Origin of the sequence: Glaciimonas sp. Gout2 (genome assembly GCF_035018905.1) — a bacterium.
GTDB lineage: Bacteria > Pseudomonadota > Gammaproteobacteria > Burkholderiales > Burkholderiaceae_D > Glaciimonas.
Map to the genome: position 1 here is coordinate 219148 of NZ_JASJXA010000002.1, position 21419 is coordinate 240566.

The 21419-nt window shown below is 51.7% G+C and carries 20 protein-coding genes; 8 read left to right on the forward strand and 12 right to left on the reverse strand.

Features of this window, described 5'->3' with window-relative positions; translation table 11 throughout:
* The first annotated feature begins 67 nt into the window (after nucleotides 1-67).
* From QN379_RS03500 to QN379_RS23640, 3 genes are all read left to right on the forward strand, one after another.
* Nucleotides 68-1264: an amino acid aminotransferase gene (locus QN379_RS03500; protein WP_322232688.1), complete on the forward strand. Its 1197-nt coding sequence runs from the start codon at nucleotides 68-70 to the stop codon at nucleotides 1262-1264.
* Nucleotides 1265-1694: 430 nt separating this feature from the next.
* Nucleotides 1695-2828, forward strand: coding sequence for a porin (locus tag QN379_RS03505; protein ID WP_323506022.1), 1134 nt, complete (start codon nucleotides 1695-1697; stop codon nucleotides 2826-2828).
* Nucleotides 2829-3093: 265 nt separating this feature from the next.
* Nucleotides 3094-3555, forward strand: coding sequence for a porin (locus QN379_RS23640; RefSeq protein WP_369124713.1), 462 nt, complete (start codon nucleotides 3094-3096; stop codon nucleotides 3553-3555).
* Here QN379_RS23640 and QN379_RS03510 read toward each other — a convergent pair.
* The 12 genes from QN379_RS03510 to gspG all read right to left on the reverse strand — a co-directional run bounded on the left by QN379_RS03510 (nucleotide 3464) and on the right by gspG (nucleotide 14317).
* The gene (locus tag QN379_RS03510) at nucleotides 3464-4135 is read right to left on the reverse strand and encodes a response regulator transcription factor (RefSeq protein WP_323506023.1); all 672 of its coding nucleotides are present in this window, start codon (nucleotides 4133-4135) and stop codon (nucleotides 3464-3466) included. The genes QN379_RS23640 and QN379_RS03510 overlap by 92 nt on opposite strands.
* An 8-nt stretch (nucleotides 4136-4143) precedes the next feature.
* A complete protein-coding gene (locus QN379_RS03515; RefSeq protein WP_323506024.1) occupies nucleotides 4144-4686 on the reverse strand; it encodes a type II secretion system protein in 543 nt (180 codons plus the stop codon).
* A complete protein-coding gene (locus QN379_RS03520; protein WP_322232676.1) occupies nucleotides 4676-5110 on the reverse strand; it encodes a type II secretion system protein in 435 nt (144 codons plus the stop codon). Before QN379_RS03520 ends, QN379_RS03515 begins: the two co-directional genes overlap by 11 nt.
* A 2-nt stretch (nucleotides 5111-5112) precedes the next feature.
* Nucleotides 5113-5598 (reverse strand): type II secretion system protein, encoded by a 486-nt coding sequence (locus tag QN379_RS03525; RefSeq protein WP_369124714.1) that lies wholly within the window; start codon nucleotides 5596-5598, stop codon nucleotides 5113-5115.
* Nucleotides 5599-5890: 292 nt separating this feature from the next.
* Complete coding sequence (locus QN379_RS03530) at nucleotides 5891-8476, reverse strand: secretin N-terminal domain-containing protein (protein WP_323506026.1); 2586 nt, start codon at nucleotides 8474-8476, stop codon at nucleotides 5891-5893.
* Entirely contained in the window at nucleotides 8476-9003 is a 528-nt protein-coding gene (locus QN379_RS03535; RefSeq protein ID WP_322232670.1) for a secretion system X translation initiation factor, read from the reverse strand. The genes QN379_RS03530 and QN379_RS03535 overlap by 1 nt, the downstream gene beginning before the upstream one ends.
* 1 nt (nucleotide 9004) lies before the next feature.
* Nucleotides 9005-9559, reverse strand: coding sequence for a hypothetical protein (locus QN379_RS03540; RefSeq protein WP_322232668.1), 555 nt, complete (start codon nucleotides 9557-9559; stop codon nucleotides 9005-9007).
* On the reverse strand, nucleotides 9556-10098 hold the full coding sequence (locus QN379_RS03545; protein ID WP_322232666.1) for a hypothetical protein: 543 nt from the start codon (nucleotides 10096-10098) through the stop codon (nucleotides 9556-9558). Before QN379_RS03545 ends, QN379_RS03540 begins: the two co-directional genes overlap by 4 nt.
* Before the next feature lie 11 nt (nucleotides 10099-10109).
* Entirely contained in the window at nucleotides 10110-10892 is a 783-nt protein-coding gene (locus tag QN379_RS03550; RefSeq protein ID WP_322232664.1) for a hypothetical protein, read from the reverse strand.
* On the reverse strand, nucleotides 10873-12570 hold the full coding sequence (locus QN379_RS03555) for a GspE/PulE family protein (protein ID WP_322232663.1): 1698 nt from the start codon (nucleotides 12568-12570) through the stop codon (nucleotides 10873-10875). Before QN379_RS03555 ends, QN379_RS03550 begins: the two co-directional genes overlap by 20 nt.
* A 17-nt stretch (nucleotides 12571-12587) precedes the next feature.
* Complete coding sequence (locus tag QN379_RS03560; RefSeq protein WP_323506027.1) at nucleotides 12588-13808, reverse strand: type II secretion system F family protein; 1221 nt, start codon at nucleotides 13806-13808, stop codon at nucleotides 12588-12590.
* 44 nt (nucleotides 13809-13852) lie between these two features.
* On the reverse strand, nucleotides 13853-14317 hold the full coding sequence (gene gspG, locus QN379_RS03565; RefSeq protein ID WP_322232659.1) for a type II secretion system major pseudopilin GspG: 465 nt from the start codon (nucleotides 14315-14317) through the stop codon (nucleotides 13853-13855).
* 359 nt (nucleotides 14318-14676) lie between these two features.
* Between gspG and QN379_RS03570 the strand changes: the two genes are divergently transcribed.
* From QN379_RS03570 to QN379_RS03590, 5 genes are all read left to right on the forward strand, one after another.
* Nucleotides 14677-15294: a lytic transglycosylase domain-containing protein gene (locus QN379_RS03570; protein ID WP_322232657.1), complete on the forward strand. Its 618-nt coding sequence runs from the start codon at nucleotides 14677-14679 to the stop codon at nucleotides 15292-15294.
* Nucleotides 15295-15389: 95 nt separating this feature from the next.
* The gene (locus tag QN379_RS03575; protein WP_416348519.1) at nucleotides 15390-16001 is read left to right on the forward strand and encodes an SCO family protein; all 612 of its coding nucleotides are present in this window, start codon (nucleotides 15390-15392) and stop codon (nucleotides 15999-16001) included.
* Nucleotides 16002-16012: 11 nt separating this feature from the next.
* Complete coding sequence (locus QN379_RS03580; RefSeq protein WP_323506029.1) at nucleotides 16013-17689, forward strand: cytochrome C; 1677 nt, start codon at nucleotides 16013-16015, stop codon at nucleotides 17687-17689.
* 474 nt (nucleotides 17690-18163) lie between these two features.
* Complete coding sequence (locus QN379_RS03585) at nucleotides 18164-19726, forward strand: multicopper oxidase domain-containing protein (RefSeq protein WP_322232652.1); 1563 nt, start codon at nucleotides 18164-18166, stop codon at nucleotides 19724-19726.
* Nucleotides 19727-19782: 56 nt separating this feature from the next.
* Complete coding sequence (locus tag QN379_RS03590; RefSeq protein ID WP_323506046.1) at nucleotides 19783-21378, forward strand: multicopper oxidase domain-containing protein; 1596 nt, start codon at nucleotides 19783-19785, stop codon at nucleotides 21376-21378.
* Nucleotides 21379-21419 lie beyond the last annotated feature (41 nt).

A 21419-nucleotide genomic window follows, 5' to 3' on the forward strand; every position in this document is an offset into this window, starting at 1 on the left:
GGGTTGCGTTCATCGTTTTATCATTTCAGGCTACTCAGGTCTGAACAAATTCAAGGAAAGAAACAGTATGTTTGACCACATAGCTTCCTATGCTGGAGATCCCGTCTTTGGCCTAACTGATGCATTGCAGAAGGACCCCCGCTCCCACAAAATCAACCTAGGGATTGGTCTTTACCATGATGAGGATGGGCGCATTCCCTTGTTGCCGGTAGTTGCAAAGGCGGAAGCGGCGCTGGCTTTGGAGGTCCATGCTCGGCCGTATCTTCCGATGGAGGGAATTGCTGCGTATCGAGAGGCCGTTCAAGACATGGTGTTCGGCGCGTCGCATGAGGCGGTAACCTCCGGTCGCATTGCCACCATTCAAACGGTTGGAGGCTCTGGTGCGCTAAAGGTCGGCGCCGATTTTCTAAAACGCTACTTCCCCGACAGTGAGGTATGGCTATCCGATCCAACCTGGGGCAGCCATCATGCGATATTTGAGGGTGCAGGATTTAAGGTCAGGACGTACCCCTATTACGATCCGGTTACAGCCAGTGTTCGTTTCGACGACATGCTTGCGGCGCTCAAGAGCATGCCTGAACAAACCGTGATTCTCCTTCAGCCCTGTTGTCATAATCCGACGGGCGCGGACCTTTCTAATAATCAATGGGAAGAAATTCTCTCAGTCGTGCTCGATCGTAAACTGATTTCATTTCTTGATATGGCGTACCAGGGCTTTGGCGACGGCCTTGACGAAGATGCGTTTGTAATCCGTGCGATGGCGCAAACTGGTGCGCGATTCCTCGTTAGCAATTCTTTTTCCAAAAATCTTTCCTTCTATAGTGAACGATGCGGCAGCCTGTCGGTAGTCTGCGCAGACAAATCGGAAGCCGCGCGCGTTCTTGGACAGTTGAAGTGCACGGTAGGAACGAATTATTCGAGCCCACCAAACCACGGGGGGCAGATTGTCGCTCGCGTGCTTCTGGATCCTTTGCTACGCGAAGAATGGGAGGCTGAGGTTACCGCCATGCGGGTTCGGATCAAGACGATGCGTCAGAAGCTTTTCTATGCATTATCAAGCAGGCTTGCGGGTTGGGATCTGCAGTACCTCCTGAAGCAGCGAGGCATGTTTAGCTACACAGGACTTTCTGCAGATCAGGTCGACCGTTTGCGGGATGAATTTGGTATCTATCTGGTTCGCTCCGGTCGTATTTGTGTCGCCGGCATTAATAGCCGAAACGTCGAGTACGTCGCTGAGGCCATTGCGAAAGTAATTGTCGACTGAACGAAGTGGGGCAGGTCGCTTACAGGCGGGCGTAACTGCGATCCGCATATCACCGATGAGATGATCAAACAGTATTTCAACTTTAGCCCAAGGGAGGGTGCATGCGCCATCAGTCCGTCTGACGTTACATCAGTGGCTGCTTGATTCTGGTGTAGTTCATAGAAGGGCTGCTTTCATATCTTCTCTGAAAATTCAGTCTGATATTGATCAAAAAATACATCAAATTCAAGTCGTTCCAATTACCTTAGTTTCTTATTTTTAGAATTTTCACGAGGATATTTATGAAGATAATTTGACGTCATTCTGGTAGAGAGCGTTTGAAACGCTCATGCAAAGGTGTGGGGAATTAAAGCGTGGAAGAAGTGCGCATTAGTGCGCATTGTGTCTCGCTTCTGAAAAATTTTTTATAACTTATATCCAGGGTTATTCAATGAAAAAAACAATATTAACACTGTCCGTAATGGGCACATTATCCTCTACGGCATTTGCGCAAACGAACGTCACGATGTATGGCGTGATCGATACTGCCATCCGTTACACAAATAATCAGGTGACATCAAACGGTAAATTAGGCAGCCAGACGGCGATGACCGAAGGGGCTTTTCAGGGTTCGCGTGTTGGATTTAAGGGAGAGGAAGACCTGGGTGGAGGGACCTCCGCCGTGTTTAAACTTGAAAACGGTTTCCAGAGCAACAATGGCGCGATTGACCAGCAAGGGCAGATCTTCGGCCGTCAGGCATTTGTCGGTCTAAAGGACAAGAGTTGGGGTGAGCTCGACCTTGGGCGCCAATATGGTATTGCTAATGACCTACTGAGCAACTACGATCCTTTGGGGATTGGTAACTTCAACGAAAACGAATGGGCCTCCTTCTACTATGGCACCCGCTTTGACAACACATTGAAGTACACCAAGAGCTTTGGCCCGGTCACGGCTGAACTTCAATACTCGGTCGGAGAGAGGGCAGGGCAAACCAGCATTGGCGCAACAAGCGGTGCCGCACTGAGTTATACGCAAGGCCCGTTGAGCATCGGCGGCGTTTATCAGCAATCGAAGGATGCCAACTCTGCGTTGCTCAAGGTCGCCGGCTTGGGCGGATCGTATGTTGCTGGTCCAGCGACCCTGTACGTGCAATACTTCAACGCCAAGCGTGATCCTGGTTTCGCCAAGGCGGCGTCCAATAGTGGTGGGGCGCTTGCCAATACCACCTTGCTTTCCAACGCAGGCAATACGCTCAAGCGTACCGATAGCGTGTGGACTGCGGGCATCTTGTATCAGGCTACAGCGGTTACTAGCTTTATCCTCGGCTACATGAGTGATTCGATTAAAAACGTTTCGTCCGCAGGCGACAGCGGCAGGGTCTCGACCCTCTATGCGGTTGCTGATTACAATTTCTCCAAGCGCACAGATATCTACGTTGAAATCGACCGCACGTCCCTGTCCGGCGGTGAAATCCAGGATGTCAACGGGGTCATGCCGTTTGCCGGCGCCAGCCTCGGAGCCGGCAGCGCCAATGCCGCCTCAACGCGCAACGGTGTAGGTATCGGTCTGCGGCACAAGTTTTAATTTGAACAGTACAAGTTCGATGGATAGCTTCACTGTGGGGAACTGCCGCATTTATCAATAACCTCAACGCTTGTAGCCATCCATAAGGTAATCCTCGACTTTGTCGGGGATTTACCAAAATCCAACATAAAAATCGTTACATAACAAGGAAATCACGGATACCTTTATCTAACAAATTATCAATGGCTTAGTGCTGGGAAGCATGTATCCATTCATCATAAGCGGTCCGTCAGCGGCGTCTATTGTGCGCGTTGCGGAGTGGATGATGGTGTCTACAGTAAATGAACCGCACGCCAAAAGATATGTTCGGTGCAGTCCCCGAGTGGACAATGCGATTGGTATTTTTTCGCCAGATATGAGCGGGTTCAAAATCCAGGGGGCGTTTGCGAGAGTAGCTGTTGGCGGCGGCACACCGTTGCCGGAGGTTAGTGGCAATAACAATATGCATTTGGCGGCCGAATACGAAAAAGGGCCACTGTATATTGGCGTTAATTATGAAGAGATTAGTAATACATTCTTAGTTTATAAAGTAAAGCGGACTGGCGCGGGAACATCTTATCGATTTAGTGATCAATGGAAGCTATTCGCGGCAGTGGATAGGGAGTCTGCCTATACTCGAGTGGTTGTGCGATTAGCTAATCCGAGATTACTACAGTCTTGGGTTCGTTTTTGTTTTCAATTAATCCCATATTCAACGCAAATAGCACAAGTTCTGTTGCATTCTTAAGCCCAAGTTTGTGCATCAAATTGGCCCGATGCTTTTCGACTGTCTTAGAGCTGATGTTAAGAAACTCAGCAGCCAAGCGATTCGTACGACCTTCCGCGATTAGCTTAATAATGCTGCGTTCACGGGAGGTCAGTGTACTCCACGGGGCAACGGTTGCTGGCTCTGCGTCGCCGCGTAAAATAATATCGATCAGGTGCACAGACAAGTCTGGACAGATGAATTTTTTCCCGGTAACGACGGTATGCATCGCACCAATAAATTCTTCATACGAAGAATCTTTGAGTGCATAGCCATCCGCCCCGGCCCGAAACGCCTCGCGTACGTATTCGTCGGTTTTATATCCTGTCAGCGCAAGGATACGGATGTTAGGCAGGCGTCGTTTTATTTGTGCAGTAGCTTCAATCCCATTGATGCCAGGCATGGACAGATCCATTAAAATCAGATCGGGTTGCAAAAGAACAGCATTCTGTATTGCCTCCTTGCCGTCCCGCGCTGTACCAACAACTTCATAGTTGGGCAGTCGCATGATCATGGATCGGAGGCCTTCTCGTAATAAATTATGATTTTCAACGATTAACACGCGATGGCTCATGGTTTTACTCCCTGATTTTTTTCTTGTTTTGCTGCTACTTTCGGTGTGACAGATATTGCTTTTCTGCCTCGCGGCGGGGTGAATAAAAACTTCCACTGATCGTATGTTTCTATGCCTTCGAACGCTGTGTAAGGTGGAAAAAAACCGCTTCGTTTAATGGCTTTTTTCTGCGATGTGCTCGCCACACCATGAATCTGTTCCCCGATATGGATTAATTCAAACGGCTCGCCCGTCATCGGGTCGAGGTAGAGGCGGCGTAAATGCCGCACAGGTATGGGAAATCTCTGGTCTTCAATCAGCTCATCCAAACGCATCGGCAACGCCTTGGCATTGCCAGGGGTTGCATAGTAATACCGTTCAATCGCTAGCCTATATTGATTACCGATAAAAAGCAGGTCTTCTTCGTTTTCACGCTGGCGTTCCAGAGACCACCAGCTAACGGCCCCCATCAGAGCAATCCCCATTAGTGCCAGCGTTAATAGCAACGCAAGTAATACAATACCGCGACTGGGTCGGGTGGTTAGATATTTATTTTGCATCACTTACCTCTGCGGCGCTATGCACGTCATAAACGCCACTTATTCCTCCACTATTCCCGTTTGCATCTGTGCCCGTTGCAGGGTTCGGTTCCCTACTGGATACTGTATCCACAGGCGCCACAATCGTCCAATTGCTCTTTTCGGTCAATGGATCGATCGGAACGCTGCGCAGGTAACGGCTTTGCACCAACGTATCAAGCGTTTCAGGATAGTGGCCCTGATCGCCATAAAATTTATCGATCGCATCACGTATTGAGGCTAGGTTTTGCTGCTGAACCTTGATTTTTCCGTTTTCCAGTGCCGTGAAATATCGTGGCACGGCCAGGGTAAGGAGCAGGCCGATGAGGGCCATGACGATGACCATCTCGATGAGGGTAAAGGCCTTGTTGCGGGAGTAGGCAGGGATGGAAGGCACACGTTTCATGATCACCAATCCTTATAGTAAATGCCGTTAAGCCCCCTGCGAGGCGATAAAGAGGCAACATCAAAGATATCTTCGCCCGGTTGCGGCGCCTCAGGCGGACTCCCATAACTGCGTAGCATCCAGGTTTGGGCGGCTGGCAGTGTCGCATCTAAAAAAAATGGATCACGCGGAACACTGCGCAGAAAGATTAACCGCCCATGTTTGATATCAGAAGGATTTTCCACGCCATTTACTAACAACTCCAGAGTCGGTGGATAGCCAGATTCACCCGTAGCTTTAGGAATCTGGCCATTATCTGAGGCTCTTTTGTAGGCATCAAGTGCGCCGCGAATTTGATGAAGGGCAAGTTTTAATTCGGTTTCCTTCACCCGCACGGATGAAATTTCATATAGTGGTAGAACGACCAGTGCCACTACCCCCACCAACGCGAGCGTGACGACCAACTCAATCAGCGTGAACCCGCGCGCAGATACTCGGCAAATTGCGATGGTTGAGCGAGCTCCATCACCTGCTTGCCTCGTTGGCCGCGGAAGGTAGCTTAGAGCGGATCGGGAACATAGCGAACATAGCGAACATAACGAATATATTGCGCTGGCCAACCATCTCCAAGGCTGCGCCCTCAGCCGCCAAACCGAAGCGCGCTTTATCTGCTGGTAATTTAAAGTATTCATCGATAGCACCTTAAAGATACATATTCAGGATCATCGCTTATCAGTATTCACAGGCGTCAACTTCTTCTATAAAGTCAACGCAGGTAAAGTCTTATCTCCCAAACCGCTGTTAAGGATTGACGGCTAATGTAAGTGGCTGAGGGCGCGGTATAGTGAGTAAAGTATGCCCATCATTGACATCGACTTTTGCCACCAAGACCTGGGTCCGCTTGCGTGATAATTTCGCGACAAATCCAAGATTGAGTAATTCACCAGACCCCATGAACGATGCTGCTTGATCAGCTGTCAGCAGCATACTGGCGCGGCCCGCAGGCTGATTGATGGAGGGGGCAACGTTACCAACATGGGAGCGAATGCTAAATTCCCCCAGCGTAACTTCGACCAATGTCAGGACCACCGCATCGTACTGAATGGAAAGCGGCAGGGCATGAATATTGTCGAAATTTTCACCGCTCAGGGTCACGTTGAACCGTTCTCCGGCTTTGACATTGTCAGGCGAACTCAAGATAATTTTTGGGCTAGCGCCAGTTGCCGCCGGAATGATAGCGGCCACGCTGACTGGTATGCCTACGCTGGTTGAAGCGGCGTCAGGATTATTGTCGCCATCGATCTTCGTCATGCTGGTTTTAGCCGCCACCTCAGTGCCGCCGGGCAGGGCGGGCTGGACGATTGCACTTTCCGGAGGAAGGGCAGATGTCGGGATAATCGTGGGGGTCAAAATAGCTGGTTCTTTTGGCGCCGGTGGGACGGGTACCGCAACGACTATTTCGGACCCGGTTGGAACAGCATTGCTGACTGTCTCAATCGGCTTGGCGGGCAAGGTTAGCGGCATGGGTTCGATCCGGGCAGCGCTATTCGCTGCGGGACTATTTGGACTTGCGCTGACACTTGAAATAGGGTCCAGACGTAACGGATTTTCTCGAATGGTGCCTTCCGTCCCAGACCAGACATCGGCCATGGTATCTTCAGCAATCCCTTTCGCCCGTAAAATACGCGGCGTGATCGACAGTACGATTTCAGTTTTGGTATGGTTACCATTGTTGTTTGAGAACAAGCGGCCAAGTATCGGAAGCTGACCAATTCCTGGCACTTTGGCTGCGGTATTACGATCCGAATCGCTGATCAGCCCACCTAATATCTGGGTCTCTCCATCATGCAGTCGCAGACTGGTAGAAACCATTCGTGTGCCAATTTGATATGCCAACGAGCCACCAGGACCCGAAATTTCTTTAACGATATTGCTGACTTCAAGATTTAATTTGATCCCGACGTCCCCTTCAGCGTAGACATGCGGTTCAGCCTCAAGCTTTATACCGACATCAATGTATTGAACGGAGCCGGTGATCACTGGCGTACCGGTTGACACCGGCGTTACCGTATTGGTAATGATAGGGACTTTATCGCCGATGAGTATTTTCGCTTTTTCGTGCTCGCGCACACGAATGCGCGGACTCGCAAGAAGATTGGCGTCGGTGTCCTGAAGTTTGAGATTCAATCCGGCTTGGAGCGGCGTTGTGAGCAAGCTGTTGGAAGAAAGACGTTTCAATGCACCCAATGTCAACGCGCCACCATTTACATCGGTTGGGGTCGACACGTTGAAGTTGTCAGGCCATACGATGCCAAGGTTGGAAAGTCGATCACGCGAAATTTCAAGTACTTCGACTTCAAGCATTACCTCTGCATCGGGAAGATCATGGGCTGCAATTACCCGCGCCGCGACCGACAATGCTTCTGGCGTGTCGCGCAGTACCAGCGTGTTCGTATGCTCGTCGACCTGTACTTCCTTGATCTTCAGCACGCTCTTCAGCATCCCCTGAATATATTTTGCATCACCGTTGGAAATCTGGAAGGTACGTACTTTGAGTTCTTGATACTCTTTTTGCTTTGTCGCTATCGCCGGATAAATGAACATCGTGTTGGCGTTAAGAATTCTTTTTTCAAGCTGGTTTTGCAGCAAAATTAAATCGACGGTATCTTCGATGGACCCGTCGCGGACAAATATAGTGGTTTTTAAATCAGCCCTGACATCGCGGTCAAAGATGACATTCAGACCTGTCGTACGTGAGAGTGCCTCAAACACCATACGCAAATTGGCATCCCGAAATTGTAGTGTGACCGGTTTTTTTAATATTGACTGGCTCACGATCACCGCCTCTTTTGCACGGTGCTGGGCATCCAGTTGGTCATCTATCTTGCGCATTGCCTCATTGGCGCGTTTATTCGCCGGGTCGCTCAGCAAAACGACCCGGATGCGATCCTTAGCAGCGTCGAGCTTCCCGGCAGCGGTCAATTTATCGGCATCTGCAAGAATATCGCTATGGCGGACATCCCGCGCCACATCAACTATGCCGCGACGTGAACGCTCATTCGATTGATCGAGATTGAGCGCCGTCAGAAAAGCATAATGCGCACCGGTGAAGTCACCGGCTAAACGCAAAGCCTCCCCACGCTGGTTCAAATTTTTGGTCTCATCATCCAGGCGATCCAGATAATCACGGCGATAACGCAAATTATCCGGTTCTAACAGACTCGCTTGTCGCAGGCTTACCAGTCCTTGTTCATATCGGCCTTCTTGCACCTGCCTTTGTCCGTCCTTGTTAAGCCGTTGCGCCGCGCATCCTGCGAGCGCAGCTGCGATCAGCAACGGTAATAGTGCGCGGTGCAGACGGATGTTGTTGGTTTTGAGGTGGATCACTAGAGTTCTCCTTGGATTCGGATGACTTGTTTCTGATTTAACGGCAGATACGTCAGTGCGATTTCCTTGGAACTGACTGTGTCAACGTGGTAGTTGCCATCAATGGTATCGCCAGCGGAGACGATCAGAAGCGCTTCTCCCTTGGCGAGAAAGGCGGCCGGTTTGGTGCGATCCTCCAACATCCCTACAAAACGGTAAGGCATCGGCGGCGCTTGCGGTGGTGGCGCTGGTGCAGCCTTTGGCGGTGCCGGTGGCGGTGGCAGTGGAGGGGTCCAGTCGGTAGCTGCGAATAAATTATTTTTTGAGACCTGATCCAGATCGGCACGCTTAGGCAGCACAAGCGATGAGGTCGATGAAGATGATGATCCGGTATGCGGATCAGATGCAACCTTGGCATGCGTGCGACTGAGTGGTTCCACTATCGTGGCCTCACCTGGGCCACTGCGAAAATGGTTTGCCAAATATGCCGTCAGCATGCCGACAATCAGCAGCAACACTATCCGGGGGCGGGGAATGTCGACTCGCATATCATGCTCCTCGATAAAAAAGTGTGAAGTGAATGCGGGCATCAAGCATGTCGTTACTTGCCGCAGGGCGTTCCATGTGGAGTTCCGCAAGTGAGGCATTCGGTACCGCATTGAGTACTCCTGCGACAAAACTGCGCAGCGTGCTGTAGTTGGCTTTGACTGGAAATACGATCTCGTACTTGATAAATTCGGTACTTGCTTCAGTCGAGATTTGATAATCTCCTTTGTTAATGTCAAGTTTTGCTTTGCTTGCTTCGTCCAAAACGCGCCGTAGATCGCCAGCATTCTGATTAATAGTGGGAAACCAGTCATTGAATTGTGCAAGCTGATCAATTGATTTTGGCGCCACTTTCTTGATCCGACGGTCACGATTCAAGGCCTTCTGTTGCACTGCGGTTTGCAATTGCAGACGGCGTGTAGTTTGTTGCAAACGTGGCGTAACCACTAGCACTGCCAGTAAAGTAAAAATGATCAGGACAAGCCCGATCAGCCCCTTCATTCCCAATCGACGGGTTAAAGCATAATTGGCGGTGACCAAAGCGGATGAGATGTTCATTTCTCGCTCCAACGGGCTTGTATCTGAAAGCGCACTGGCGATCCCGGTATCTGACGCTGGACCTGATGCGAACTCAGAATCACTTGATGCAATGAGGGTTGGCGCTGTAGATAGACCAAATAATCCAGCATCGTCGACACGTTGCGCGCTTCCGCAGAAAGCCGCAGCTGGTGGCGCGAGGCGATCGGTTCAATCGACAGTAGCGCAATCTGTTCCATCGGCGCTGACTCTAGTATCTGGAGTAAATCATCCCACGGCATCCGCAATTCATTCACCACTAGCGCAGCATTACGAAAGCGCTGAAGTTGGACTGCTGAAACCTTCGTGGGGGTCTCGTCACTTTGTTGGAAAGCGCTCTTGCGAAGCGTCAATGCATCGCTTTCCATCATTTGATTTTGGCGATTCGTATAGGCCGAACTTAACTGTAGTACCCCGTATCCGCTGGCTAAAAAACCGACGGATAACAAGGCTATTGCGAATGGTTGCGTAGCTCGCTGCGGCGCCCCGAAGTTCAAATGAAGACGATAAAATGAGGACACAATAATGACTCCTACGACAGCGTCGTTGTGAGTAGTAACGGTTGCCAGCGACCGGTTGCATCAGTCGGAATTTGTTCGATATCGGCGTCGAATAATATCGGTAACAGATGCGGATCCGGGATTCCTACCCGACTGCAAAAAGCATCGCAGCTATCGCGCAACTCTGTCCACACCGGCCGCGACAAACGTTCGTTCGCGAAGGCCTGCCATTTCCCTTCTCGTATTAATCCTAGTGTCAATGAATGATGGCGCAGTTTAGCCACCATCGCATTCGGTTGGGTCAGCAGCGTGGCGCGGCAATTTAAAAATTCTGCGAATGCGGGTTCTACCCGATTTAAGGTATATCCGGCCTGTTGTATCGCATGCTTGATAGCGTCAAGTATCGGGATAGGAATACCGCACATTACTACGCTCAGACCACCTTTTTGAATCGAGCAGCGCAGCATCAGATCAGCCGCATCCAGCCCAAGGGTATCGGCCAAGCTCAATCCAGCTAGCCGCTGTAATTCAACTGATGAGATGATGCGGGCATCGATCTCCAGCACATCGTAAAACACCAGAGTGTCGGCGATCACGACGTTGACCGCGTGAAATGGTCGTTTAACTTTGGTCGTCAGATCGGCCAGTGCCTCTTTTATAGCCGCGCTGAGATGCTCGGAGCGGGCCACGCCATAGGGCATATCGGTTACGCTTCCCGCGACTTCCACGATGAGGTTTTCAAGAGGGCCAATTTTCGCCCTAACTTGATCGGTATCGATCACCAGCGTAGCCGTTTTATTCCACAGGTGTAACACGATTGATCTCCTCGAGAGTAGTCAAACCTTGGGTGGCTAAATCGACCGCAGCTTCACGCAGCGTTCTGAGTCCTGCTTGCCTGGCAGCGTGCTTGATTCTGGATAACGCTGCGCGTTCACCCATCAGGTCGCGCAGGATATCGTCCAGCGCCAAAGTTTCGGCGATGGCACGTCGTCCCTTGAAGCCTGTTCCACGGCAATGTCCGCATCCCAGCCCGCGCTTGAAGTCAACGGATGCGAACGCAATGTCCGTCAGTCCGGAGCGTGCAATTAGTTCTGCAGACGGAGTGTCCGGGACTGAGCACATCGGACAGTTAATACGCACCAGACGCTGGGCCAGAATACCGTTCAGTGCCGACACGAAGCTGTATGAGTCAACCCCCATATTGGCAAATCGTCCAATGACATCAAATACATTATTGGCATGGACGGTCGTAAATACTTGGTGCCCGGTCAGCGCGGCCTGCACCGCAATCTGGGCTGTTTCCGGATCACGAATCTCACCCACCATAATCTTGTCAGGATCGTGGCGCAGAATCGAGCGCAGTCCGCGGGCGAAGGTAAGACCTTTTTTCTCGTTGACGGGGATTTGCAATACGCCGGCTAACTGGTACTCGACCGGGTCTTCAATGGTAACGATCTTGTCCAGGCCGGTATTGATTTCAGAGATAGCGGCATACACGGTTGTGGTCTTACCGCTGCCGGTAGGACCGGTGACCAACAGCAGGCCATACGGCAAAGCCGACAGTCGTCTGACAAATGCCATAGCCGGTTCAGAAAACCCAAGTGTTTCCAGGCTCAATGCTTTGCGTTCGCCTGCTAGATGGTATCTATCCAGTATGCGCAATACCGCATCCTCGCCGAACAAATTCGGCATAATCGAGACCCTGAGATCGATTTCCCGACCCTCTACCAGCACCTTGAAACGACCATCCTGCGGAATCCGCCGCTCTGCAATGTCTAGTTCGGAAATGACTTTTACGCGCGACAGTACTTGCTCTGAAGTGTCGCTGCCATCTACCTGCTTGATCATGGTCAGCACGCCATCGAGACGGTATTTGATGTTCATGCCATGCGCTTGGGTTTCTAGATGAATATCACTTGCACCTGCACGCAACGCATCGTAAATCGTTGAGTTGACCAAGCGGACGATGCGACTTTCGGTGCTACTGATACCTTCAATCGAGATGGTGAGGGCGTTACTGTCATTGGTGGTCGTAGCGTCGGATATCCCGATCGAATCCATGGCACGTACCGATTTTTCCATTGAAATAAGATAGGAACGTACATCTAAAATGGTGGCGATACCCCAGTGCAAAGATTGCTGGCTGCGGTTGCGCAGCTTCGCATAGATCCAAGCACGGGTGCGTACATCTAGTGGATCGGCCATCACCAGAATCAATTCATCATTGACGTCGGAAAATGCCAGACATAGCCGCTTGCTGGCCTCGACAAAGGAAATCAGCGCGAAGTCCGGCTTCATCAGACGCATGGTATCGAGCGTGATCGGTTGCATCCGGAAGTACGTCGCAGCTGCTTGCAGATAAGCGTCCGAATCGGTGCCGAAAGTAGCTTCGATGCGCTCAATAGTATTTAACGCAGCGTTCGATTGTTGCTGGATATCGCTGATGAAATCTGCATCCAGGACACGCGTGAGTGAGAGGGATTCGTTTTGCATAAATGATCCTATAAGGTTCACTGTAAACTTGATGCGATGTCGAAAATCGGTAAATACATCAGCACGACTATGGCACCGATGATAAGACCGATAAGTAGCATCAACACTGGTTCAAACAAGCGCGTAGCAACCTCAATCGAACGTGCCAAGGTGTTTTCCTTGAAGGACGCAATCCGCGCTAAAATTTCTGCCAACTGTCCGGTACGCTGCGCTACCGTTAGCATGCGTAACGCCACCGGGTCTGCCAGCCCTACGCGTTGTAGTGCCGGCCCGATTGCGCAGCCCTCGCGCATCGCAACGACGGCAAGCAAAAGTTGTTTGTTATCGCCGGGACTAAGCAGTGAACTGCACATTTCAAATGCCCTGACAGCGGAGATACCGCCCTCGATTAACATGCTGCTAGTACGGTAAAACTGCGCATGTCGAAACATCCGAATCAATATGCCGATGAATGGGAGTTTTTCTAAAATCGGCAGATTCCAGTGTGCGCGAGCTGCACGTCGGATCGCCCATATCAGCGACAGCAACATGCAGATAAAAGTACCGCCCATGATTTGGGGATGTAAATTAATCGTTTTTCCGACGTTAATCAGCATCATTGAAGCGAACGGAATTTCTCCCCGCGAACTCTCAATCAATGTCGAGAATTTAGGGACGACGAAACCCAATAAAAATAACACAACCACTCCACCGACTCCGAGCAGCATCAACGGATACACTGCGGCGCCTACCGCTTTTGAGCGAATTCCCCGCAAAGTTTCGAAATTACTTGAGTAGCGGCGCAATGCGGCTGCCATATCGCCGGTTTGCTCGCTGGCAGCGATGCTCGCAATCAGTAGTTGCGGGAAAACGTCCAGCCTGTCGCGCATCGCAGCGGAAAAATTTCGTCCTTCTTTCAATGCGCGTACCAGGCGCGCAAGTACGCGGCTGGTTTCAGAGGATCGTTCCTTCTCAGCCAGGGTTTCGATGCCGTCGATGATACCCAAACCGGCGTCAAGGAGGGCGCCAAGCTCGTGGGCGAATAGCGCTATGTCCAAACGCACAGTATTGGGTTTGGATGTTTTTCCGGCCCCAAAAAAACCAGCGGAACGCGGCTTGCAAGAGAGCACGCGCAAGCCCTCGCGTTGGGCGAGTTGCTTGGCGAGATCTGCATCAGCCGCAGGAATCCGCAAGATGCGGATGGCACCGGCTTCCGCTACTCCCACAACCTCAAATTCAAGGGTACGCGCATCGTCCATCAGGTCCTCCTTGTACTCATTGCGCTGCTGGTGAAGTTGGGCCTCTATTGAGCCATCCAGGAGCCCACGTCAGTGTTTTCACCAGTCCCCCCTACCTGTCCGTCGGCGCCTAACGAACTGATGTCGTAGCCATCATGATCACCCGGAGATTTATAGATAAATTCGCGGCCCCACGGATCAGGCGGAACGGCCCTGACCAGATACGGACCTTGCCATTTTTCTTCATCGTTAGGCTTGGTGAACAGTGACTTTAATCCCTGTTCGGTGCTGGGAAAATGCCCGACATCCAGACGATATTGATCCAGTGCTTTACCGAGAGAATGGATTTGAACACGGGTGATTTTGGTATTCGATTTGCCGAGTTGCTCAAAATAGCGGGGGGTAACAATAGCCGCCAGCAAGCCGATGATAAGGATCACCACCAGCAGTTCAAGCAGGGTAAATGCGGCGTACCGGCTGATAGGTATAGGCGTGAGCGACTTCGCGCCATAGGTGACGTTACGGGTCATTATCCTTCTCCCTGAACCGAAGATCCCGCGCTATTGAGACCAGCCATCACGTCCATATATAAAAGTTTTCTGGGCGGAAACAGACAGCAGGCTTAAGCAGAGTGGGTCTAAGTTGTTTTGTGTTTATTGCAAGTTTTATTGTAATTTATAATATCTTTTTGTCAACGAGTAAGTGCGGGTATACCCACTAAAAGTAGTACTTACCCTCCCTCCCGGGGGGGAAGGTTGCCGGAAATATTTTTGGCTCTGGTGAAACCCCTACTGAGCAATTTTGGGGAGTTATACCCATGGATAAAAAGGGATGATGGGTAGATCAATTGGCAGCGCAATAGCCTATACATACATGTGAGGCTAAAAAAATGACAATCTTGATCCTACGGGTTTTACTCTTTATGTTTGGCGCAGGTGCGTTATTTTTTTCATGCCCGTCGATTGCGCAAGTCTATTCGGGTGTAAATGCCGAGGGAACCTTAGTCCTGTCTAACTTTAGCTCTGGCGATACACCAACGATCGTCGTTCCCGGCCCAATATTGGCTGAGGCCAAGTCGCAGAAATCTCATCCACGCCGGGACATTATTTTTTCTATTCCATTGGTCCTCAAAGCGCTAGTAGAAGATTCGGCAAAGGAGTACGGTCTGGACCCCCTTCTACTGCATGCAGTGATCAGAGCCGAGTCCGGCTATAACGCCCAAGCCATATCGCGCAAAGGCGCACGCGGGTTGATGCAATTGATGCCGGACACCGGTCTTCGCTTCGGTGTCAAAAATCTGCTTGATCCGCGCGAAAACCTGAAAGCGGGCGCGCAGTACCTGCGTTGGTTATTAACACTCTTCGACGGTGATATCGAACTGGCGCTGGCAGGATATAACGCAGGAGAGAATGCCGTGATCCGCGCCGGTTATCGTGTACCTCCCTATAACGAGACGCGCAATTATGTACCAAAGGTGCTGAAATATTATCGCGGAGAGCGATCCTGATGGCGGTCTTGATATCCAACCCGGAAGCGCCGGCTGACGGAAAGAGCAGCCCACCGCATAACCCTATGTTTGTACGTCTATTCGGAGAAATCAACATGCGCCTTACCAAAATAATCTGTGGTCCGTTATTTTTTTCGACTGTACTGGTGTCGACCAGTGCGTTCGCCGTAAATATGGACGCGCATGCACATCATCATCATCCTATGTCGACCGAGTCGTCGCAGGCAGTTGTCGACTATAGTTTGCCGAAGGTAAATTTGGTACGGCAGGATGGTAAGACGGTCTCGTTGGCTGACGAGTTAAATGACGGGCGGCCGGTTATTTTGAACTTTATTTACACTACTTGTACGACGGTTTGTCCTCTGACTAGCCAAACGTTTTCACAATTGCAAACGGCTTTGGGCAGTGATAAGTACAAGGTTCATCTTGTCTCTATATCGATAGATCCTGAAGAGGATACGCCAGCGCGATTGCAAAAGTATGCACAAAAATTCGGCGCTGATTCGGAATGGAATCACTACACCGGCAGCGTTGAAGCCAGTATCGCCACCCAACGTGCGTTTGATGTCTATCGGGGCGATAAAATGAACCATAATCCAGTGACCTTATTGCGCAGTGCTCCGGGAAAACCTTGGCTGCGTATCGATGGCTTTTCTTCTGCGGCCGATCTACTCAACGCCTACCGCAATCTGGTCGCTGTCAAGTAAAGGGGCGCATTGTGGCAGGCAACCTGGCGATTGCACAGCGATTGTGGGTCGGACGAAGACTGGCGGGATTTATTCCGCTCATGATAGTAATGTTGTTCGTGCTGGCTGTATCGAATACTTTGGCAGAGCCCTTAACCGGTACCGATGCAGCACTGCGGCTATACCGCGAGGGTATTCTGCCTTCAGGCCAGATGGTACACGCGGAGTGGGGCGCTAACGGATCGGTAGAGGGTGCCGAAGCCGCTTGCGTCAATTGCCATCGCCGCAGCGGGTTTGGTACCACGGAAGGAAAGTTCGTCATTCCACCTATTGCCGGCCGTTATTTGTTCAGGCCACATGGTAACCGGCCGGAGGATATCGACTTTCGCTATGGGGCAGGTTTTATTCCAAAGCGTGAACCGTACACCGATGCGACGCTCGCCAATGCGATCCGGAATGGCATAGGCCGCGATGGGAAGCCGCTCAATGCGCTGATGCCGCGCTTCGTATTCGACGAGGTAACTACGGCCGCCCTGATCGACTATTTAAAAGTCCTTTCAAGCGAAGCGGTGCCGGGCGTCACCGAAGATACGCTGCACTTTGCAACCATCATCACACCCGATGCCGATCCGGTAAAGCGGCAGGGTATGCTGGATGTGCTAGAACGCTTTTTCCGCGATAAAAATGAATTTATTCGCGGTGGCTTTCAGCGCATGAAAAGCGACAAGGGTGTTATGTATCGAGTCTCCCGCAAATGGCAACTACATGTATGGGAACTCACCGGCGCGCCGGAGACATGGGAACAGCAATTGCATGCACGCATGATTGCGGAGCCGGTCTTTGCAATTGTCTCGGGGTTGGGCGGGACAACCTGGGCGCCGATTCACCGATTTTGCGAGCGCGAGGCGATTCCCTGTCTGATGCCCAATGTCGACATGCCGGTCAATACCGAGAACGATTTTTATACGATATATTTTTCCAAAGGGGTGCTGCTGGAAGCCGAATTGTTGGCATATCGTCTGCGTAATAACTACGGCACAACGGCGCGGCGGCGCTTGGTTCAGGTCTTTCGGAAGGGAGACATCGGACCGCAAGCGGCCGCTGCACTTGCAGACGACTTGAAAGGTGCAGGATGGCAGTCGACCTCTCGCATCCTACATATCTCGGGTGATGCGGCGGAGCTAGCCAAAGCTGTCAATAGCGTGGCGGCTGGCGATGTGTTGGTGTTGTGGTTGCGTCCACCCGATCTCGCGTTGTTGCCCTCCAACGCGGAACCGGGGCAATCATTATTTTTGTCCGGCGTCATGGCGCTACTGGAAAATGCGCCACTGCCGCCTGCATGGCGTGAAAACGCACGGATGACCTATCCGTTCGATTTACCGGAGGTGCGGAAAGTCAGGATGAACTTTCCGTTAGGATGGTTCAAAATACGTAATATTCCGATCGTGAGCGAACGGGTGCAGGCCGACACTTATCTGGCATGCCAGATTTTGTCAGAAAGTCTCGGAGATATGCTGGATAGCTTTGTGCGCGACTATTTAGTCGAGCAAGTTGAGGCGATGTTAAGCAGGCGCCTGGTCAATGGTTATTATCCTCGACTAGGACTGGCACCCGGCCAGCGATTTGCTTCTAAGGGCGGCTATATTGTGCGCTTCGCACAGCAGGGGTCTATGCACCCGATTGTCGATGGAGATTGGATTGTGCCGTGACGTCTGCAGATTTTATTTTGGCTATTCTTCCACTGGAATGACCGCCGCAACCTGCCCCTGCCGAATAATTAAATTCCTCCTACCTTGTTCTGGCACTGCCGTTAGTGCACAGACGTTAGGTCTATTGCTTCCGTCAAACCACTCGTTTTGGTTCATACAATGGATACCCTACCATCAGTTTGGGTGGTAACCCTCCTATTTTTTCTCTGTTAAGAAACGTATTCTTATGACAAGGGAAATGGAAAGAAAAATAGGTTGCACTGATTCGGAAGAAGCGATTTAGCTGCACCAAAGCGAATGGTTTCTTGGCCAGAAGACCGAGCTGAACCGGCGCTGCGTGCAGTGAAGTCACTGATGACGCATCTCCCCCGAACAATGTATGCAAAAAATTGCGCAAACCGCTCTGCCATCATGCTTCACAGCAAACGGTATAGATGAAGTTCACATTCTATTGACGAAGTGAAGGAGGTCGTGATGTTTATCACGAAGTTGAGTTACAGCGGCTTGACCGCTTTACTGCTCGTTATAGCTAGCACCCATGTCGGCGCACAGAACTTTCGTGTGCAGTGTCCGAATGGTACGGCGCTGCATAAATCGCTCGACGGAAAGGTCGACTCGATGATTGTCGGCGACCCCACCCGGCCCTCAGCCGCCAATGCCAACCCCCAGATCAAGTGCCAGCATATTTCGGGTGGAGACGGATTTGCCACGATGGCAGATGGACAGCAGATCTATTTGTTCGGCTTCGGTGCATTGTCTGGGTTGGCCGATTTGAATAACGGTTTGCCCGGGACCGAAGTCGCTAAGGTGTTTAATGGTGCATTTGCCGGCCCGGTGTTTCCGGGGGATGGTACCGCGCCGAACAATGCCGCCATCACGGAACCGGCACTCATGATGAATAACGGTGTACTAGCGGCGCAAGCGCCCGGACCGATGATGGCGATTGACGAAGATGATGAATTCTTTCTGACGCTGTCGAATGTCGGGATGATCATGCGGCCGGATCTTTTCGAGCAGCACACGGTTCACTTCCACGGTTATCCCAACGCGTCGTCTTTTTTCGATGGCGTGCCGGATGCATCGGTCGCCATTAATATCGCGGGTAGTTTTACCTACTATTACACGGCGCCCGACGCCGGCACCTATTTCTGGCATTGCCATATTACGCCGCCGGAGCATTTACAGATGGGGATGGTGGGTCAACTGTTTGTCCGCCCACGCCAGAATCGGCTAGCACCAGGGGAAAATCTTTACATCGCCTTGCATGACTATCTTTACCCCACCGTACCTATTTCCAAGCGCGTCGCAGCGCACTATCCGAATGCGACTTTTCCACCCGAAGACTGTAAGAAAGACATTCTATGTTCCACTCCGCTTCCTGGTAAGGATAGCGGTGTAGTACAGATCGCGGGCGCCAAATATGCGTATAACGACGGCGATGGTTCCACCCGCTATGACGTCGAATATCCGATCCAGATGATGGGATTCGATCCTAACTTCCACTTTATTGGTATGACGTTTAATCCTGAGCCATTCGCTGATATGAAGGATAAATACTTCCTGCTTAGCGGACGTGGTTATCCCGATACAATCGGCGTACCCGGCTATGCGGGTCTGCCTACTGCATCTACCAATCCTTTACCCGGCGGTGCCATGACTACCGCTGCCAGCGACGGGGTAGCGCGCGAATCGCAGGTTCAGCCCACGCTGATCACGATTAATAAAACTGGCGGCCAGACCAGAGCCTTGCTGCGGGTATCGAATTTGAGCGTGACTGAATATCACACGTTGGCGACCGTCGGCGTGCCGATGCTGGTGATCGGTTTCCATGCCCGGCTGCTGCGCGATACCGCTGGTGAAAATCTGTACTACACCACCAACTCGGTGACCATCGGAGGAGGAGAGTCAGCCGATGTGATCCTCGATGTCAGTACGGTTCCGGTGGGGACCTATTTTCTTTACACGACCCAACTTGACCATTTGTCAAATGATGCTGAAAATTTCGGCGGCATGATGACTGAAATTCACGTTCTATAGGAGGGGCTGTGGAGAACCTACTACACAGAGGTATCGGGGCGTTCGCTAAGGCGATCATGACGTTGAATATAGCGGTGATCGCTGTGTGCGGTTGCTGGAGCGTTCCCGCGCAAGCGGCCGTGCCCGGCATTACGGGCGGCGCTACTACGCCGGTGTTCTCGCTGGTGGCAAGCGCTGGCTATTCATCGCAGCCGGATGGCGCGTTAATCTATTCCTGGGGATATGGTTGCGGCAAAACGGGTTCTGCGCCTGGCGTGGTAGTGCCAGCGTCGCCCGCAGGTTTCGCACCGGCAGCGATGACCAGTACAAGCTATTGTGGTGTCATGCAATTGCCGGGGCCGACGTTGATCGTGACCGAAGGTGATATGGTCACTCTTGAACTCGCTAATGCGTTACCGGTAGCTGCGGGAAATACCTCGATCGTATTTCCCGGATTCCAGGTTTGTTTCGGTCCCATCAGCGGTGGGATTTGCCATCCCTCCACCACCAACGGTACGGCGGGCATCCTCACCCGTGAGGCGGCACGCGGGCAGACAGTGCGCTATTCGTTTGAAGCGACCAAACCTGGTACCTATGGCTACCACAGCGGCACACAGGCAGAGCTGCAAATTGAAATGGGTTTATACGGCGCGATCATCGTGTTACCAAAAACGGCCCCGGCGCGCTGCAATAAGTCCGCGCTCGGTAGTCAAGCCGATTTCAGGCTTGCCACCTCTGCCTACGGGCACCCGCAAACATGTTATGACCGCGAGTATTTGTTTCAACTGTCAGAGATGGACTCTACTATACACTCAGCGGCCCTGGATCAGGTTCAGGCTTGTGATAGTGCATTGCTTGGCGGTGCCAAGATATGCGCGCCCATCGTCGTCAAAACCGAACCGTTTCATCCGAATTATTTCCTGATCAACGGGCGTTCTATGCCGGATGACATGGACAGCTCTTTCTCTCCGGCTTATCCGGCGCAGCCTTATAACGGCAATCCGCATGTGCATCCGGGTGAAACGATGCTGGTACGGGAGATCGGTCAAGGGCGAATCCAACATCCGCTACACATCCACGGCAATCATGCGCGGGTGTTGGCAAGGGATGGCAATCTGTTGCTGTCAACGGTTGATCAGACCAGTCTCGCCGGGCCGCTGATTTTTACTTTTCCTTCGGTGTCCGGGCAATCGGTGGACGCGCTATTTACCTGGACCGGCAAGGGCTTGAACTGGGACGTCTACGGTCATAAATTTGCAGGCGGTCCTGGTGCGGCGGATCCCGTTCCATGTCATCCGGATACTGCGGGGTTTTATACCGATGCCAGCAATCCGCCTGCCATACCCGGGGTGACGCCCAACTATGGCGAGTGGTGTGCCGATCATAACAAGCCGATGCCGGTTACGCCGCCAGACCCCCAGGTTGTTACCAATGGCTTCTGGTACGGCGGAACGCCTTACCTTGGTCTCCAGGCCGTAGACAGCGGTGGGGTACAGCCGATCACACGACCGTTGCCGCCCACGGCCACCTCGCAAAATCCTAGCGCAGGCTACGCCTTCATGTGGCATTCGCACGATGAGCGAGAGATTACGACAAACGATGTGTTTCCGGGAGGGATGATGATGATGATGATCATTGATCCTCCGGGGGCAGCAATCGACGAGAGGTTGTAAGTGGATTTGAGCTACCGGGATCGACTGAGATCGATGATTGT